A 17,856-nucleotide genomic window follows, 5' to 3' on the forward strand; every position below is an offset into this window, starting at 1 on the left:
GTCCGGCCGAGATGGGTTATCAGCGCGATCAGGTTGCATCTAACTGGATTTTCGGTCAGCGGATGACGCGTCTTTCGCATCTCACCTTGCGCAATTTCATGATCGCGCTCCACGACCTGCTGGCGACCACGGCGGCGCTGTTCGCCGCCTTCTATCTGCGCTTCGAGGGCGGCGACGGCTTCTTCGACCGCCTGCCGCTGCTGATTCAGATCCTGCCCTATTTTCTCGCCTTCAGCGTGGTCGTGTTCTTCGTCTTCAACTTGACCACGACGAAATGGCGCTTCATCTCGCTGCCCGACGCGCTGAACATCATCCGCGTCGCGACCGTGCTGACGGTTGCGCTCCTGGCGCTCGACTACATCTTCGTCGCCCCAAACGTCCGTGGCGCCTTCTTCCTCGGCAAGGTGACCATCGTCCTCTATTGGTTCCTCGAGATCTCCTTCCTCAGCGCGTTGCGCATGGCCTACCGCTATTTCCGCTATACGCGGGTTCGGCGTCACGCCCGCACCGGAGATGCCGCGCCGACGCTGCTGATCGGCCGCGCCGCGGATGCCGAGGTGCTGTTGCGCGGAATCGAGAGCGGGGCGATCAAGCGCATCTGGCCGGTCGGCGTGCTGTCGCCGTCGAGTTCCGATCGCGGCCAGTTCATCCGCAACGTCCCGGTTCTGGGCGGCGTCGACGACATCGAGGATGTCATCGCCGACTTCACGAAGCGCGGCAAGGGGATCGCGCGCGTCGTGATGACGCCAACGGCATTCGAGCCGGAGGCCCATCCCGAATCGATCCTGATGCGGGCGCGCAAGCTCGGCGTGATCGTGAGCCGCATGCCCTCGCTCGAGAGCGGCGATACCCCACGGCTCACGGCCGTCGCCGTCGAGGACCTGCTGCTGCGGCCGAGCGAAAAGATCGACTATGCGCGGCTCGAGGCCCTGATCGAGGGCAAGGCGGTGATCGTCACCGGTGGAGGCGGCTCGATCGGTTCCGAGATCTGCGAGCGTGTCGTCGCGTTCGGCGCCGCGCGCCTTCTGATCGTGGAAAATTCCGAGCCGGCGCTCTATGCGATCACGGAGACGCTCGCGGCGCTCGGCACTGCTGCTTCGATCGAAGGGCGGATCGCCGACATCCGCGACCGTGAGCGCATCATGCGCCTGATGGCCGAGTTCAAGCCGGACATCGTGTTCCATGCCGCCGCGCTCAAGCACGTGCCGATCCTCGAGCGCGACTGGAGCGAGGGCGTCAAGACCAACATCTTCGGCTCGATCAACGTTGCCGATGCCGCGCACAGCGCCGGCGCCGAAGCCATGGTGATGATCTCGACCGACAAGGCGATCGAGCCGGTGTCGATGCTCGGCCTGACCAAGCGCTTCGCCGAGATGTATTGCCAGGCGCTCGACCATGATCTTGCGGCGGGTCACGGCGGCGCCAGGCGGTCGATGCGGCTGATCTCGGTCCGGTTCGGTAACGTACTCGCGTCGAACGGCTCGGTGGTGCCGAAGTTCAAGGCCCAGATCGATGCCGGCGGTCCCGTGACGGTCACGCACCCCGACATGGTCCGCTACTTCATGACCATCCGCGAGGCCTGCGATCTCGTCATCACAGCGGCAACGCATGCGCTCGGAACGCAGCGCTCGGACGTGTCCGTCTACGTGCTCAACATGGGCCAGCCGGTGAAGATCGTCGATCTCGCCGAGCGCATGATCCGTCTCTCGGGCCTGCAACCCGGCTACGACATCGAAATCGTGTTCACGGGCATGCGGCCCGGCGAACGCCTGCACGAAATCCTGTTCGCCTCCGAGGAGCCGACCCGCGAGATCGGCGTCGCCGGCATCATGGCCGCGCAGCCGAACGAGCCGCCGATGCAGACGCTGCGCAAATGGATTGCGGCGCTGGAGCAGGCGATCGCGCGCGACGATCGGGCCACCATCAGGACCATCCTGAAGGACGCGATTCCGGAATTCGGGTCGACCGCGGCCTGATCATGCAGCCTCGAGGCAAGATTGTCGTGGCGAGCCAGCATTACCCGCCTGATCCGAGCACGACCGCGGCGATCATGGCCGAGATCGCCTGCCGCATCGCCGGGGATCACGACGTCGTGGTGCTGTCGGGCTCACCGGGCGCGTTGCCGGCCTCGCAGACCGGCCCGGGCAAGCCGCGGGTCGTCGCCGTCAAGAACCGGATGGCGGGCAAGGCGGCGCTGGTGCGGCGCGGCGCCTCCGAGCTGCTGTTCACGGTGCGCACGTTCCTGGCGTTGACACGGGAGCTGAGGCGAGGCGACGTCGTGCTCACCGTCACCGCACCGTTCATGCTGCCTTACGCAGTCGCGGCGGCGGCGAGGCTGAAGGGTGCGCGTTCGGCGCTGATCATGCACGACCTCTTCCCGGACGTGCTGGTGATGGCGGGCCTGCTGAAGCCCGGTTCGATCATCACCATGACGATGCGCGCCGCCAACGGCCTGATGTTCCGCGCGCTCAATGCCGTCATCACCATCGGCCGCGATGCGGAACGGCCGCTACTGAGCTATTCCGGCATGACGCGGAACAAGATCCGCTTCATCCCGAACTGGGCGACGCTCGTGGCCGCACCCCGGCCGGTGACGGCGGATAATCCGTTCCGCAAAGCGCTCTCGGCGGGTTTCGTTGTCGGCCTGTCGGGCAATCTCGGCTTCACCCATGATCCGGAGATCGTGTTCGAGGCGGCGCGTCTTTTGAGGGCCGAGCCTGACGTCCACTTCCTGCTCTCCGGCTGGGGCATCGGCTTCGAGCGGTTGAAGCAGTTGCAGACTGAGGCGAACTTGCCCAATGTCTCCTTCGTGGGACGGGTCGAGGATGCCGAGCTCGAACCATTCCTGGCGGCTGCCAATCTCTGGATCATTCCGTACCGGAAGGACGTTGCGGGGGTGTCGGTGCCGAGCCGGTTCTACAATCTGCTGGCGGTCGGCCGTCCCGTGGTGCTGGTCTCCGAACCGGAGGCCGAGGCCGCGTTGACCGTGGTGGAGAACGGGCTGGGCTGGGTCGTGACGCCGGGCCGTGCCGATCAACTGGCCGAGGCGATCCGCGCGGCGTCTCGCTCCGACGGTGTCGCCTTTGCGGAGCGTGCGGTGAAGGCGGCGGCGAAGTTCGATCGGGCCACCGCGATGAACGCCTATGCCGCCCTGGCCGACGAATTGTTGCGCAACCCCGAACTGCCGGAGCAACGATGAACGAGCGCAAGCCAGTCGTGCTGGTGACGGGGGCGAGCGGTTTCGTCGGCCGTCATGTCGTGCCCGCGCTGGCGCGCGAGGGCTGGTCGATCCGCCGCGCGGTGCGCAGGCCGGAAGGCATCGACGACGAGGTCGTGATCGAAACGATCGGCCCCGAAACCGACTGGCAGGCCGCGCTTCAAGGCGTCGACGCCGTCGTTCATCTCGCCGCGCGGGTGCATCACAAGCACGAAGAGCATGCGGTCCAGCTCTACCGCAACGTCAACATTGCCGGCACGCTGCAGCTGGCGCACAGCGCGGCGACGGCCGGCGTGCGCCAGTTCATCTTCATCAGCACCGTTCTCGTGCACGGTCGCAGCAATGACGGGCGCGCGCCGTTCAGCGAGGACGATGTCCTGACGCCGCGCGGTCTCTACGGCATGTCCAAGGCCGCGGCCGAAGCGGGCTTGAAGACGCTGGCGCGCGACAGCGCCATGAAGATCTCGGTGATCAGGCCGCCGCTGGTCTATGGTGCGGGCGCCAAAGGCAATTTCGCGCTGTTGACGCGCGCAGTGAATCTCGGGCTGCCGCTGCCCTTTGCCGCGATCCGCAATCACCGCGCCTTCCTTGCCGTGCAGAACCTGTCGTCGTTCATCGTGCAACGGCTCTCTCACCCAGATCCCGCGAGCAATTTCGAGATCTTCCTGGTGGCCGACAGGGAGCAGGTCTCGACGTCCGAGTTCGTCGCGCGCCTGGCCAAGGCTGCCGGCAAGAACTCGCGGCTGTTCGGCATGCCGCCGGACCTGCTCGGGACGCTGCTGAGAGTGATGGGCCGGCCGGATACGCAGGACAGCCTGATCGGTTCGCTCGAGCTCAACCTGTCCAAGGCGATTGCGACCGGGTGGCAGCCGCCGGTGTCTCTCGACGAGGGGCTGCGGCTGGCGCTGGCGGCTCAGGACGCCTGAGGACGGGAGAACCGCCGCAGCACAACGCCGATCGCGATAGCGCCCGCCAGCAGCGCGATCAACGTGATCGTCACCGAGCCGGCGCGAGCGGTGGCGATGGCAAGCCCCGCGAGCACGAGATTGAGCGCGAACACCTCGCCGATCACGCGGGAGACCGTGAAGCCGTGGTCGGTGGCGCGCTGGTAGAAATGCGAGCGATGCGCCGACCAGAACTGCTCGCGCCTGGCGATGCGCCGGAACAGCGTGATGGTGGAATCCACGAGGTAATAGGCCGGCAGCAACAGCGCCGCGGCGGGCTGCCCGCGCCAAGCGAGCTCGAGCAGGCACCAGCCGAGCAAAAGGCCGATCGGCAGGCTGCCAACATCGCCCAGGAAGACTTTTGCGACCGGCTTGTTGAACGGCGCAAAGCCGAGCATGGCGCCGCACAGCGCCGCGGCGATCAGCGCGGCCGGCCACGACAGATCGCCGAGCAGTCCCAGCAGCAGCAGCGCCGCGGTGACCGGCACCACTTCCGCCACCGTCATCAGGTCGAGCCCGTCCATGAAGTTGACGAGGTTCACGAACCACACGCCCGCCAGCAGGATCAGTCCGCGCTCCAGGGCGAGCGGCAGCGCCGGCACGATGCGCGCGGTCTCGGGCGTGGTGAACACGACGGCACCGACGGCTGCGGCCTGCAGCACGAGCCGTACCAGCACCGGCAGCGACTTGATGTCGTCGGCAAATCCGACCACGGCGATCAAGACTGTCGCAGCGATCAGCGCCGGCGGAATCGCGACGTTCGCCCAGACTGCCCAGGCTGATGCGACCAGCAGCGTCGCTGATATCACGGCAATGCCCGCACCCTGCGGGGTCGGGATGCGATGAGAGGACCGCGCGTTGGGCCGCGCCAATGCGTAACGCTGGAGCAGGGGGCGGCTGGTCCAGGTGATGACGCCCGACACCAGCGCGGCAATCGCAACGGCAAGCAGCGAGGGGACGGCGCCGAGCGCATCGATGGCCGCGCTCACTCCGGCACTCCGAGCGGCGCCGATCCCTGCGCGGCTTTCTCGGCGCTGAGGATCCAGACCAGACCGCCGATCGCGCCGACGATGAAGTACACGGCGCCGAACAGCAGCGAGACGTTGACGCCCTCGTTTGCGGCCAGGCCCGCGAAGCCGAACGCGAGGCCCATGGTGGCTTCCCGCACGCCCCAGCCGGCGATCGAGATCGGCATCATCGTGATCAGCATCACCGGTGGCACCAGCATAAAGACGTCGCTGAATCCGACCGGCGCGGCGATCGATTGCACGACGCACCAGGCGACCACGACGGCCAGCACATGCACGGCGAGCGACAGGATCACGACGGCCGGTCCGCGCGAGCGGCTGAAGATCACGCGGTTGGCGATCACGGCACAGGCGTGGATGTGATGCGTGGCCCACCAGGTTTTCAGCCAGTGCCATTTCAGCGCGCCGAAGACCAGGAAGCCGAGGCCACCCGCGAGCGCCGCGAGGTCGACGAGCAGCAGCGCCGAGCGCCCGTGCGGATCGGCGATGAGGCCGTAGCTCCAGGGCAGGCTCGCGACGATCATGATCGCGAGCGCGATCAAACCGATCGCGCGGTCGACGAAGATCGAGTACGTCGCAGCGCGCCAGCCGGCGCCGGCGCGCGCGACGAGCCACAGCCGGACCGCATCGCCGCCGATCGCCGAGGGCAGGGTCTGGTTGAAGAACGATCCGATTACGTTGTAGCGCATGGCCCGGCCGAGCTCGAGCGGGGCGCCGCATGCGGCGCTGATCTCGCGCCAACGCAACACGCCGACGAAGATTTGCAGGAACGTGACGGCGATCGCCAAGCCGATCCAGAACAGGCTGGTCAGGGTGAAGCGCGAAAACAGTTCGGACAGATCGACCTTGCGTAGCGCCAGGTATAGCAGCGCTCCGGAAATCAGGATCTTGGCCGTCGACAGCAGGATTCGGCGCATTTCGCCCGCATGAACAAGGGTTTTGAAGCAACCCGACGCAAGGCGCCGAATTCGGCCGCTTTGGTATGGTTTTGGCGCCGATCTTGCAATAGCGGTGATCAGGAGCCCGCATGCAGGGCGGCCGGCTATTGCGGCCCCGTCGATGCGGAGGCTAAAGAGGCGCCGCGGGCGAAAGATCGGGCGAAGCGGTCCTTGGGAACAGGATGAGGGATCACCGCAGATCGTCCGGCTGCCGCAAATGCGCCGTCTAAGGTCTACAATGTCGGCAACCACCACCCGGAAGAGCTGATGCACGTCGTCGGAGTTCTGGAGCCGGAGCTGGGTCGGACGGCGATCAAAGAATTGCTGCCGAGAGACCTTTTGGAAACGTTCGCGGATGTCGAGGATCTGATGCGCGATAGCGGCTTTGCACCGTCAACGCCGATCGCGCACGGAATTCGTAATTTTTGTCACCTGGTATCGGAACGACCTCAAGGTTTGAAATGACGATGGACAAACGCATTATCCCCCTGATCATGTGCGGCGGTGCCGGAACGCGGCTGTGGCCGGCTTCGCGCGAGGTGCGCCCCAAGCAGTTCCTGCCGCTGTTCGGCACGCGCTCGACCTTCCAGGACACGCTGCTCCGCGTCTCCGAGGCCTCGCTGTTCGATCGCCCGATCGTCATTACCAATGCCTCCTACCGCTTCATGGTGCTGGAGCAGCTCGCGGAAATCGGCATCGAGGCCGACGTGATCCTCGAGCCGATGCGGCGCGATTCCGGTCCTGCGATCGCCGCCGGCGCGGTGTTTGCGCAGAACCGCTCGAGTGAGGCGATCGTGCTCGCGCTCGCCGCCGACCACGTGGTGCAGGACAATGCCGCGTTCGTCGCGGCGTGCCGCCAGGGCCTCACCGCCGCGAGCGCCGGGCGCATCGTCACCTTCGGCGTCAAGCCGGAGCGGCCGGCCACCGAATACGGCTATATCAGCCCGGGCGAGGTCATCTCCGGTGAGGTGCACGCGGTCGCGCGCTTCGTCGAGAAGCCGGATGCGGTGAAGGCGGCCGACTACCTCAATTCCGGCTATCTCTGGAACAGCGGCAACTTCATGTTCCCGGCCAGCGTCCTGCTCGACGAATACCGCAAGGTCGATGCGGCGAGCGTGGAGGCGATTTCCAATGCCGTGACCAATGCCGGTCGCGATCTCGGCTTCGTGACGCTGGAGCCCGAGGCGTTCGGCGCGGCCATGGCGATCTCGATCGACTATGCGGTGATGGAGAAGACCGCGCGCGCAGCGGTCGTGCCGGTGTCGTGCGGCTGGTCCGACGTCGGCTCCTGGCACGCGGTGTGGGAATTGTCGGACAAGGACGCGCAAGGCAATGCCGCGCACGGCGCCGCCGTGTTCGAAGATAGCCGCAACTGCAACGTCACCACCGATGCCGCGCTGGTCGCACTCGAAGGCGTTGACGATCTCATCGTGGTCGCGACCGCGGACGCGGTGCTGGTCTCGCGCCAGAAGGATGCCAACGGGCTGAAGCGGCTGGTCACAAAACTCAAGGCGGTCGCACCGAAGGTCACCGAGGAGCACCTCAAGGTGCATCGGCCCTGGGGCAGCTACCAGTCGGTCGACAATGGCGAGCGCCATCAGGTCAAGCGCATCGTGGTGAAGCCGGGCGGGCGTCTGTCGCTGCAGAAGCACCATCATCGCGCCGAGCACTGGATCGTGGTCCGCGGCACGGCCCGCGTCACCGTCAACGAGACCGTCAAAAGCGTGCACGAGAACGAGTCCATCTACATCCCGATGGGCGCGGTGCACCGGATGGAGAACCCCGGTAAAATCATGCTGGAGCTGATCGAGGTCCAGACGGGAAGCTATCTCGGGGAAGACGACATCATCCGGATTGAAGACGACTATCAAAGGTCGTAACCAGCACACTCCGAATCACGCGACCCGGGCCAAAAGAGTGGTCTCTTCCAGAGGCTTAAGGCCCGGGAAACGTGTAACTTTTTGAATCAAATCGTGTCCGGACCGCTAGCTCCGCATTCGCCACAAATGTGGCGTCCGTGCTAGAAGCGCCCCGGGGATTTGCGTTGAATCGGGGTTTGCTCACATGAGTTCCACAGGATCTGCACCGGCAAAGGCCGGCTTGCGCGTCGGCGTCATTGGCGCCGGCGTGATGGGCAGCAACCACGCGCGCGTGCTCGCGGGTCTTCCCGGCGTCAGCCTGGTCGGCGTCGTCGATCCTTCGCCGGCACATCGCACGCGGGCGATGGAGCTTGCCAATTGCGCGAGCTTCGAGACGCTCGACCAGCTGCTGGCCGAAGGCGTCGATGCCGTCACCATTGCGGCGCCGACTCATCTGCATCACGAGGTCTCGCTCGCCTGCATCGCCAAGAACATCCACGTGATGGTCGAGAAGCCGATTGCGTCCACGGTCGCGGAAGGCCGCGAGATCGTCACGGCTGCGCAAAAGGCCGGCGTGACGCTGATGGTCGGCCATGTCGAGCGCTTCAATCCGGCCGTTGCCGCCGTCAAGCAGGCGATCGCGGGCGAGGATATTCTGTCGATCGCGATCACGCGCGTCGGCCCATTCCCGCCGCGCATGTCCAATGTCGGCGTCGTCATCGATCTTGCCGTGCACGACATCGATCTGATCCGCTGGTTCACCGAATCCGACATCGTCGAGGTGCAGCCGCAATTGTCGAGTGCGGTCGCCGAGCGCGAGGACATCGCGCTCTTGCAGTTCCGCACCGCCAACGGCGTGCTCGCGCACATCAACACCAACTGGCTGACGCCGTTCAAGGCGCGCAGCGTCACGGTCGCGACCCGCGGCAAATACGTGATGGGCGATCTCCTGACGCGCCAGGTCACCGAATGTTTCGGCTTCAAGCCTGACGGCAGCTATTCGATGCGGCATCTTCCGGTCGGCCATGACGAGCCGCTCCGCGCCGAACTGATCGCGTTCCTCAAGGCCGTGCGCAACGGCGAGACGCCGGCGGTCACCGGTGACGAAGGCGTCGCCAGCCTCGAGATCGCGACGCAGTGCCTGGAAACGCCGTCGCGGCCCGCCGCCAAGTCGTCCGCCCTCAAGGGCCCGCGCCGCGTCGCCGGCTGATCCCATTCCATGTTGACCGATCAAAACCCGCAAGGCGCCATGAACCAGCATCTGCGTTCCGAACCCATTCCCTTCATCGACGTCGCCTCGCAGCGCCGCCGGCTCGGCGACTCGCTCGATGCCGCCGTGAAGCGCGTTCTCGATCATTGTCAGTTCGTCAACGGCCCTGAAGTCGCCGAGCTCGAGAAGCAGCTTGCGGCCTATTGCGGCGCCAAGCACGTCATCGGCTGCGCCAGCGGCACCGATGCGATCCTGATGGTGATGATGGCGAAGAATGTCGGGCCGGGCGACGCCGTGCTGTGTCCGTCCTTCACCTTCATCGCGACGGCTTCGCCCGTGGCCCGGACCGGCGCGACGCCGGTTTATGTCGACGTCGACGAGACCACCTTCAACATGAGCCCGGAATCGCTCAAGCGCGGCATCGCGACCGCCCGCAAGGCCGGCCTCAAGCCGGTCGCGGTGATTCCGGTCGATTTGTTCGGCCAGCCGGCCGATCACGACGCCATCGCGGAGATCGCCAAGGCCGAAGGCCTGTTCGTGCTCGATGACGCTGCGCAGGGTTTTGGCGCGAGCTACAAGGGCCGCAAGCTCGGCACCTTTGGGCTCGCCACCGCGACCAGCTTCTTTCCCGCGAAGCCGCTCGGCTGCTTCGGTGACGGCGGCGCGATCTTCACCGATGACGACGAGCTCGCGGCGACGCTGCGCAGCATCCGCGTGCACGGGCAGGGCGTCGACAAATACGACAACGTCCGCCTCGGCCTGACCGGCCGGCTCGACACCATGCAGGCCGCGATCCTGATCGAGAAGCTGAAGATCTTCGACGACGAGATCGCCGCCCGCAACAAGGTCGCTGAGCGCTACGCGCGCGGTCTCGGTAATGTGGTCACGGTGCCGCGCGTGGCGCCCGGCAATACGTCGGTCTGGGCGCAGTACACGATCCGCCTCCCTGAGGGTACCGACCGCGACGGCTTTGCCGCCGCGCTGAAGGCCCAGGGCGTGCCGACGGCGATCTACTACGGCAAGTCGATGCATCAGCAGACGGCCTACAAGCAGTACCCGGTCGCCGAGGGCGGCCTGCCGGGCTGCGAGAGCCTGTCGCAGGACGTCATCAGCCTGCCGATGCATGCCTATTTGACCGAAGCCGATCAGGAGCGAATCATCGCGGCCGTGCGCGGCGCGCTTTCAGCCTGATTTCCCCGTTTTGCTGCGCGAGCTCTTCCTTTAGAAGGGAACGATGCTCGGACGTATCTTCACGGTTGGTGGCTACACGCTGCTCTCGCGGCTGACGGGATTTGCCCGCGACATCATGCTTGCGGCGATTCTCGGCGCCGGCCCCGTGGCCGACGCCTTTTTCGTGGCGCTGCGGCTGCCCAACCATTTCCGTGCGATCTTCGCCGAGGGCGCCTTCAACGCCGCCTGGGTGCCGGCCTATGCGCACGTGCACGGTGAGCGCGGGGAGGGGGCGGCAAGATTGTTCGCCGACCGCATCTTCACGCTGCTGCTGGCCTCGCAGGTGGTGCTGCTGATCGTCGCCTGGGTGTTCATGCCGCAGGCCATGAGCATTTTGGCGCCCGGCTTTTCCGAGGACGCCGAGCAGCGCAAGCTCGCGATCGAGCTGACCCGGATCACCTTTCCCTATCTGCTGCTGATCACGCTGGTGACGCTCTACGGCGGCATGCTCAACGTGATGCAGCGCTTCGCGAGCGCCGCAGCCGCGTCGATCTTCCTCAACATCTCGATGATGATGACGCTGGCGCTCGCCGCATGGCTTCCCGGCGCGGGCCACGCTGCCGCCTGGGGTGTCCTGATCTCGGGTTTTTTGCAGTATTTCCTGCTCGCCGGCGATCTCGCCCGCCATGGCGGCCTGCCGCGCTTTGCGCCGCTCAAGCTCGACGAAGACGTCCGCGCATTCTTTAAAGCACTCGGGCCGGCGACGCTGGGCTCGATGGGCACGCAGCTCGCGCTGTTTGCCGACACCATCATCGCGACTTTCCTGCCGGCGGGCGCGCTGTCGGCGCTGTATTACGCCGACCGTCTCAACCAGCTCCCGATTGGCGTGATCGGCATTGCCATCGGCACGGTGCTGCTGCCGGAGATGTCGCGGCGGATCACGGCCAACGACCAAGACGGTGCGATGAAGGCGCAGCGCCGCGCGTTCGATTTAACGCTGCTGTTCTCGGTGCCGTTCGTCGCCGCCTTCCTCACCGTGCCCGACGCGATCATGCGCGCGCTGTTCGCCCGTGGTGCGTTCTCGAAAGCCGATGCCGCCGCTGCCGGCGCCACGCTCGCGGCCTATGCCATCGGCCTGATCCCCTTCGTACTGATCCGCAGCGCGGTCGCGACCTTCTACGCGCGCAAGGACACGGCGACGCCGGTGCGGGCGTCGCTGACCGGCATCGCGGTCAACGTCGCCTTGAAAATTGCCTTGATGGGATCGCTGGCCCAGATCGGGCTTGCGCTGGCCACTGCCGTCGGCGTCTGGACCAACCTGCTACTGGTGCTGTTCTTCGCGGTGCGGCGAGGCTTTCTCGTGCCGGACCGCGCCTGGCTGTTGTCGCTCGCCAAATTCCTGCTGACCGGGCTCATCCTGGCCGCCGCCTTCTGGCTCATCGCGCGCTTCAGCAGTCCTTCGTTGGGCTCGATGCACTTCCGGGACGAATTGACGCTGCTTCTGCTGGCCGTCGGAGGTACGATCGTCTATGCGCTCGCCATCCTTGCGCTGTTCGGGCGCCGCTGGCTGGTCTCACTGGTGCGGGGTTAACTTTTTCATATTTTCAACGCATCGACGGCTCGAGCTTGTCGGCACGGGCCAGTCTCGATCGTCCTTGGATGGACACATCTCGGAAGTGCGGCGGATGGACCCTGCACACGTGACGTGATGCCGTCACCTCGAGCCGGCAAAATTCGAACCAGGAGCACTGTTTATGAGGATCACCGTCGAAACCAACGTAGCAGCCCCCATCGATCAGGTCTGGCGCGCTTATACGACGCCTGCCGACATCATGAAGTGGAACGCCGCGTCCGACGACTGGCATACGACCAAGGCGACCGTCGACCTGCGAGAAGGCGGTGTCTTCTCATCGCGCATGGAGGCCAAGGACGGCAGCATGGGCTTTGACTTCGCCGGTACCTACACGAAAATCGTCGAGCACAAGCGTATCGAATACGCGTTCGGCGAGCGAAATGCCGAAGTCGAGTTTGTGCCCGGCCCGAAGGGCATTCTGGTTCGCGTGGTCTTCGATGGCGAATCGACGCACTCGGTCGAGCAGCAGCAAGGCGGTTGGCAGGCAATCCTCGACAACTTCGCACGATACGTGGAAGCGAAGCAGACGAAGTCCTGAGGCGTGTGTAGGGGCAAGAAAGCGCCAGAGTAAGGGACTCGCCTCCAGGATGCAGCGAACCTCTACACATCTCTTGATTTTGCGCGATCGCTGTGGTAGTCGCAGCGCATGATCAAATCGTCGCGCAAACTCAACCGCAACCACATGACCCGCTTCGGCTGGGCCGTGGAAGGAGTCGTGCGCTAGGAATTCTACGACGACATCTTTTCACCAGGCCCCGCCGGCATCGGACGGGGCCTTTTGTTTGGCCACGCTTCCCTGCCGGCACAACAGCAGGAGCGTCCCATGCCACCCCAACAGACGATCATGACATCCGAGCCGGAGAGGCTCCCCCTCGAGCTTGCCTCGACGTGGAGCATCCCAGGCTTGCTCGCGCGATACTGGCGTGCGCTCCAGGACTGGCGCTGGCGGCAGGGCCCACAAATCGCCTTGCGGGACCTGAGTGACCGGGAGCTGATGGATATCGGCCTGACGCGCGGCGAGATCGACTACATCTCGCCGGAACGGGCTATCGATAGGCTGAGGGATCACGCCAGAGATCTATGGAGCCGCGGGGGGATGTAACTGATGAGCCATCCGAAGCGGAGATGCGCTTTGCGAGCAAGCAGCCGTCAGCACGGCTGCTTGTTCTCAGGCGTGCACTGCAGGCGGGTTCGGCAACTATCATGCCATCAAGCGGACCGTTCCTCACGGCGAAATGACCGAGTTGCGGCGCTCCCGTTCCATCCTGCTCTGACAGGTGAGGGCGCTGGACGGTTTTCGCATGGCTAAACCCGTTTGCCTTGCCAGTTTTTCCACGGCAATATGCCGGCAAAACAACCATGAGAAACGGGACGAGAAAAATGGCGGCTCCCATCAAGTTTGGCGTTGGCCAAAGCGTGTTGCGCAAGGAGGATGACGCGCTCATCCGCGGCAAGGGCCGCTATACCGACGATTATGCGCCGCAGGCCGTGCTTCACGCCCTGATGCTGCGCTCGCCGCATGCGCATGCCAAATACACCATCGATGCGAGCCGCGCCCGCACCCTTCCCGGCGTCGCGCTGATCCTGACCGCCGATGACGTCAAGGATCTCGGCAATCTGCCCTGCCTGTTCAATCTCGAGACCGATCCCTTCACCGGGCCGCCTTACCCGATCCTCGCCAAGGACGAAGTGCGCCATGTCGGCGATTCCATCGCCTTCGTGGTCGCCGAGACCATCGACCAGGCCCGCGACGCGATCGAGGCGATCGAGGTCAAATGGAGCCCGCTGCCGGCGGTGACCGGTGTCGTCAATGCCGTGAAGAAGGGCGCGCCGCAGGTCTGGCCGGACAAGCCCGGCAACGTGCTGTTCGACGTCTCGATCGGTGACAAGAAAGCGACCGAAGCTGCCTTTGCCAAAGCGCATGCGGTGGCCGAGATCTCGATCGTCAATCCGCGCGTGGTCGCGAACTTCATGGAGACGCGCGCGGCGGTGTGCGAATACGACGCCAAGCGCGACCATCTGACGCTGACGGTCGGCAGCCAGGGCAGCCATCGCCTGCGCGATATCCTCTGCCAGAACGTGCTCAACATTCCGACCGACAAGATGCGGGTGATCTGCCCCGACGTCGGCGGCGGCTTCGGCACCAAGCTGTTTCCCTATCGGGAATACGCCCTGTTGGCAGTCGCCGCGCGAAAGCTGAAGAAGGCGGTGAAATGGGCCGCCGACCGTACCGAGCATTTCATGGGCGACGCGCAGGGCCGCGACAACGTCACCACCGCGAAGATGGCGCTGGCCGAGGACGGCAAGTTCCTGGCGATGGATTGCGACCTGATGGGCGACATGGGCGCGTATCTGTCGACCTTCGGGCCCTATATCCCGCATGGCGGCGCCGGCATGCTGCCGGGCCTCTACGACATCCAGGCGTTCCACTGCCGGGTGCGCACCATCTTCACCAACAGCGTGCCGGTCGATGCCTATCGCGGCGCCGGGCGGCCCGAGGCTGCTTACGTCATCGAACGTCTCGTGGACGCCTGCGCGCGAAAGCTCGACATGACGGTGGATGCCATCCGCCGCAAGAATTTCATCCAGCCGAAGGCGCTGCCCTACAAGACCGCGACCGGCAAAGTCTACGATTCCGGCGACTTCGCCGCGCATCTGAAGCGCGCGATGGAGATCGCCGATTGGAAGGAGTTTGGCAAGCGCGCCAAGGCGGCCAAGAAGAACGGCCTGATCCGCGGCATCGGACTTGCGAGCTATGTCGAGGTCTGCGGCACCATGGGCGAGGAGACCGCCAATGTGCGGATGGACCCCAATGGCGATATCACGGTCCTGATCGGCACCCAGTCGAGCGGGCAGGGCCACCAGACCGCCTATGCGCAGATCGTTGCCGAGCAGTTCGGCGTGGCGCCCGAGCGCGTGCACGTCCACCAGGGCGACACCGACATGATCGCCACGGGCCTCGGCACCGGCGGCTCGGCTTCGATCCCGTCGGGCGGTGTCAGCGTCGAGCGCGCGACCCGCGAGCTCGGGCAGAAGCTGAAGGAAATCGCGGCCCAGGCGCTGGAAGCCAGCGCCGGCGACCTCGAGATCACCGACGGCATCGTGCGCATCGCCGGCACCGACCGCTCGATCTCGTTCACTGATCTCGCCAAGCGGCCCGGCGCGGATCCCTCGAAGCTGAACGCGAGCGCGACCTTCGCCAGCGCCGACGGCACCTATCCCAACGGCACCCATGTCGCCGAGGTCGAGATCGATCCGGCCACCGGCATCATCAAAATCGTCAACTACGTGATCGTCGACGATTTCGGCATGACGCTCAATCCGCTGCTGCTGGCCGGCCAGGTCCATGGCGGCGCCATGCAGGGCATCGGCCAGGCGTTGATGGAGCAGGTGGTCTATGGCGCGGGCGATGGCCAGCTCGTCACCGCGACCTTCATGGACTACGCGCTGCCGCGCGCGGCGGACGGGCCGGCCTTCGTGTTCGAGACCGCCAACGTTCCCTGCAAGACCAATCCGCTGGGGGTGAAGGGCGCGGGCGAGGCCGGTGCGATCGGGTCCTGCCCGGCGGTCGTCAACGCCATCGTCGACGGGCTCTGGCGCGAATACAAGATCGACCACATCGACATGCCGGCGACCCCGGAACGGGTGTGGATCGCCATCAACGAGCACCATCGCCGTCACAGCCTGTGACAATCTTCCACGGGAATGAAATCTGCCGAGCGGTGTTGGCCCATTGAGGGGTCAGCACGATCCTGCATCAAGGAAAGGGATTTTGCGAATGAAGCGAGTGTTGGTGGTTGGGGGCGCGCTCCTGCTCGGTATGGGCGCGGTTTGGGCACAACAGGATTCCGTCAAGGAAGTGCAGACTCTCATGAAGGGCAACGGCAAGAACGCCGGCGCAGTGGCGGCCATGGTCAAGGGCGAGAAGCCCTATGATCAGGCCACTGTGGACAGCGCGCTGGCGCAGTTCGAGGACACCGCCAAGAAGCTGCCGCACCTGTTTCCGGCGAGCGCAAAGGGTATGAAGCCCGAGGGCGACTACAGCGCCTCGCCGAAGATCTGGGAGGACAAGGCCGGGTTCGATGCGAAGGTCGCGAGCTTCGCCAAGGTCGTCGGCGAGGCCAAGGGCAAGATCAAGGATCTCGACTCGCTCAAGGCGAATTTCCCCGCGGTCGGCAAGGAATGCGGCGGCTGCCACGAGACGTTTCGTGTGAAGAACGGTTGACGGAAGAAAAAGATTCGTAGCCCGGATTGCGCTTCGCTCCATCCGGGCTACTGGGAATCGGGAAAAAGCGGTTGCGAAAGCAGCCGCTTTTTTCATGTCGGCGCGCAGCGCTGCTGGAAATTCTATCCGCAAGGCCTGACGGATCGCTACCGGAGCAGCTATCTTTGCTCCAGCCGCCGCGGCATTGGCGTGAGCTTTTGACGCTGACGCATCTCGCTCCTGACTGCGTCACGACATCAGGAGTTCCAACCCGCGGCGAGCGCCTCAATCAGCAACAGCGAGACAAGCCATGGTAAAACCGTTCCCGTCTAAGACGCACATCGGCAACCATATGCTGCATCCGGAAACGCTGATGCTGACCTATGGCTATGATCCGCAATTGTCGGAAGGCGCCGTCAAGCCGCCGGTGTTCCTGACCTCGACCTTCGTGTTCAAGACGGCCGAGGACGGGCAGGACTTCTTCGATTTCGTCTCCGGCCGGCGCGAGCCGCCGGAAGGAATGGGCGCGGGCCTGGTCTATTCGCGCTTCAATCACCCCAACAGCGAAATCGTCGAGGACAGGCTCGCGATCTACGAGCGCACCGAGAGCTGTGCGCTGTTCTCATCCGGCATGGCGGCCATCGCGACCACGATCCTGGCGTTCGTCCGCCCCGGCGACGTCATTCTGCACTCCCAGCCGCTTTACGGCGGCACGGAAACGCTGCTGACGAATACGCTTGCGCGTCTGTCGATCGGCGCCGTCGGCTTCGCCGATGGCGTCGATGAAGCCGTGGTCAGCCAAGCCGCGGAGGAGGCCATGCGCAAGGGCCGGATTTCGATGATCCTGATCGAGACCCCGGCCAACCCGACCAACGGGCTGGTCGACATCGCGATGATGCGGCGTGTCGCTGAGAGCATCGGAAAGACCCAAGGACACGTTCCGATCATCGCCTGCGACAATACGCTGCTCGGGCCGGTGTTTCAGCGACCGATCGAGCACGGCGCCGATATTTCCCTGTACTCGCTCACGAAATATGTCGGCGGTCATTCAGATCTGATCGCGGGCGCCGCGCTCGGCGCGAAGGCGGTGGTGAAAGGCATCAAGGCGCTGCGGGGCGCCATCGGCACCCAGCTCGATCCGCATTCCTGCTGGATGATCAACCGCTCGCTCGAGACGCTGAGCCTGCGCATGGAAAAGGCGGATGCGAATGCGCGCCTCGTGGCGGACTATCTGCGCGATCATCCCAAAGTGGCCAAGGTGCACTATCTCGGTCATCACGACGCGGCGTCGCCGGACGGACTTGTGTTTGCGCGGCAATGCTCGGGGGCAGGGTCCACGTTCTCGTTCGACATCGTCGGGGGCAAGGCCGCCGCCATGAAATTCCTCAACGCGCTGCAAATCCTCAAGCTGGCGGTGAGCCTTGGTGGAACGGAGTCGCTTGCGAGCCTGCCTGCCACCATGACCCACTCCGGCGTCCCCGCCGACATCCGCCGGAAGATCGGCGTGCTCGATTCCACGATCCGGCTGTCGATCGGCATCGAGCACCCGTCGGATTTGATCGCCGACCTCGCGCAGGCGCTGAACGCAGCCGAACCTGAGGTGTGACGCCTGCGCCAGCGCTACGCGGAATCGAAAAGGGCGGTTGCGCAAGC

At 65.1% G+C, this 17,856-nt stretch carries 14 protein-coding genes and 1 pseudogene; 13 read left to right on the plus strand and 2 right to left on the minus strand.

What is annotated here, in order from left to right; genetic code table 11:
- The first annotated feature begins 62 nt into the window (after positions 1-62).
- From IVA93_RS12600 to IVA93_RS12610, 3 genes are read left to right on the plus strand one after another with little or no spacing between them, the layout of a single operon-like run.
- Positions 63-1,976 carry an SDR family NAD(P)-dependent oxidoreductase gene (locus IVA93_RS12600; RefSeq protein ID WP_247541671.1) on the plus strand — a complete coding sequence of 638 codons (1,914 nt, stop codon included), beginning with the start codon at positions 63-65 and terminating at the stop codon, positions 1,974-1,976.
- A 2-nt stretch (positions 1,977-1,978) separates the two neighbouring features.
- Positions 1,979-3,199: a glycosyltransferase family 4 protein gene (locus IVA93_RS12605; RefSeq protein ID WP_247541673.1), complete on the plus strand. Its 1,221-nt coding sequence runs from the start codon at positions 1,979-1,981 to the stop codon at positions 3,197-3,199.
- Complete coding sequence (locus IVA93_RS12610) at positions 3,196-4,143, plus strand: NAD-dependent epimerase/dehydratase family protein (RefSeq protein ID WP_247541675.1); 948 nt, start codon at positions 3,196-3,198, stop codon at positions 4,141-4,143. The genes IVA93_RS12605 and IVA93_RS12610 overlap by 4 nt, the downstream gene beginning before the upstream one ends.
- Here IVA93_RS12610 and IVA93_RS12615 read toward each other — a convergent pair.
- Together IVA93_RS12615 and IVA93_RS12620 are read right to left on the minus strand one after the other, a co-directional pair.
- Entirely contained in the window at positions 4,131-5,150 is a 1,020-nt protein-coding gene (locus IVA93_RS12615; protein ID WP_204511779.1) for an MraY family glycosyltransferase, read from the minus strand. The two genes, IVA93_RS12610 and IVA93_RS12615, sit on opposite strands and share 13 nt — an antisense overlap.
- Positions 5,147-6,106: a lysylphosphatidylglycerol synthase transmembrane domain-containing protein gene (locus IVA93_RS12620; RefSeq protein ID WP_204511778.1), complete on the minus strand. Its 960-nt coding sequence runs from the start codon at positions 6,104-6,106 to the stop codon at positions 5,147-5,149. Before IVA93_RS12620 ends, IVA93_RS12615 begins: the two co-directional genes overlap by 4 nt.
- 210 nt (positions 6,107-6,316) lie before the next feature.
- Here IVA93_RS12620 and IVA93_RS12625 point away from each other — a divergent pair.
- The 10 genes and pseudogenes from IVA93_RS12625 to IVA93_RS12670 all read left to right on the plus strand — a co-directional run.
- Positions 6,317-6,587: pseudogene (locus IVA93_RS12625) on the plus strand (UDP-glucuronate 5-epimerase); the annotation flags it as partial.
- Between the two features lie 7 nt (positions 6,588-6,594).
- Complete coding sequence (locus tag IVA93_RS12630; protein ID WP_247541676.1) at positions 6,595-8,007, plus strand: mannose-1-phosphate guanylyltransferase/mannose-6-phosphate isomerase; 1,413 nt, start codon at positions 6,595-6,597, stop codon at positions 8,005-8,007.
- A gap of 184 nt (positions 8,008-8,191) precedes the next feature.
- Positions 8,192-9,196, plus strand: a complete 1,005-nt coding sequence (locus tag IVA93_RS12635; RefSeq protein ID WP_026233387.1) for a Gfo/Idh/MocA family protein — start codon at positions 8,192-8,194, stop codon at positions 9,194-9,196.
- 39 nt (positions 9,197-9,235) lie between these two features.
- On the plus strand, positions 9,236-10,387 hold the full coding sequence (locus tag IVA93_RS12640) for a DegT/DnrJ/EryC1/StrS family aminotransferase (RefSeq protein ID WP_247541691.1): 1,152 nt from the start codon (positions 9,236-9,238) through the stop codon (positions 10,385-10,387).
- Positions 10,388-10,430: 43 nt separating this feature from the next.
- Positions 10,431-11,957, plus strand: a complete 1,527-nt coding sequence (gene murJ, locus IVA93_RS12645; RefSeq protein WP_247541677.1) for a murein biosynthesis integral membrane protein MurJ — start codon at positions 10,431-10,433, stop codon at positions 11,955-11,957.
- A 163-nt stretch (positions 11,958-12,120) separates the two neighbouring features.
- Positions 12,121-12,537: an SRPBCC family protein gene (locus IVA93_RS12650; RefSeq protein ID WP_085348818.1), complete on the plus strand. Its 417-nt coding sequence runs from the start codon at positions 12,121-12,123 to the stop codon at positions 12,535-12,537.
- 285 nt (positions 12,538-12,822) lie between these two features.
- The gene (locus IVA93_RS12655) at positions 12,823-13,101 is read left to right on the plus strand and encodes a DUF1127 domain-containing protein (RefSeq protein WP_085348852.1); all 279 of its coding nucleotides are present in this window, start codon (positions 12,823-12,825) and stop codon (positions 13,099-13,101) included.
- A 278-nt stretch (positions 13,102-13,379) separates the two neighbouring features.
- Complete coding sequence (locus IVA93_RS12660) at positions 13,380-15,689, plus strand: xanthine dehydrogenase family protein molybdopterin-binding subunit (RefSeq protein WP_247392532.1); 2,310 nt, start codon at positions 13,380-13,382, stop codon at positions 15,687-15,689.
- A gap of 88 nt (positions 15,690-15,777) precedes the next feature.
- Entirely contained in the window at positions 15,778-16,224 is a 447-nt protein-coding gene (locus IVA93_RS12665) for a c-type cytochrome (RefSeq protein ID WP_018457514.1), read from the plus strand.
- 289 nt (positions 16,225-16,513) lie between these two features.
- Positions 16,514-17,809 (plus strand): cystathionine gamma-synthase family protein, encoded by a 1,296-nt coding sequence (locus tag IVA93_RS12670; RefSeq protein ID WP_085348820.1) that lies wholly within the window; start codon positions 16,514-16,516, stop codon positions 17,807-17,809.
- The last annotated feature ends 47 nt before the right edge of the window (positions 17,810-17,856 follow it).

Source organism: Bradyrhizobium sp. 155 (genome assembly GCF_023101105.1).
GTDB classification, from domain to species: domain Bacteria; phylum Pseudomonadota; class Alphaproteobacteria; order Rhizobiales; family Xanthobacteraceae; genus Bradyrhizobium; species Bradyrhizobium canariense_D.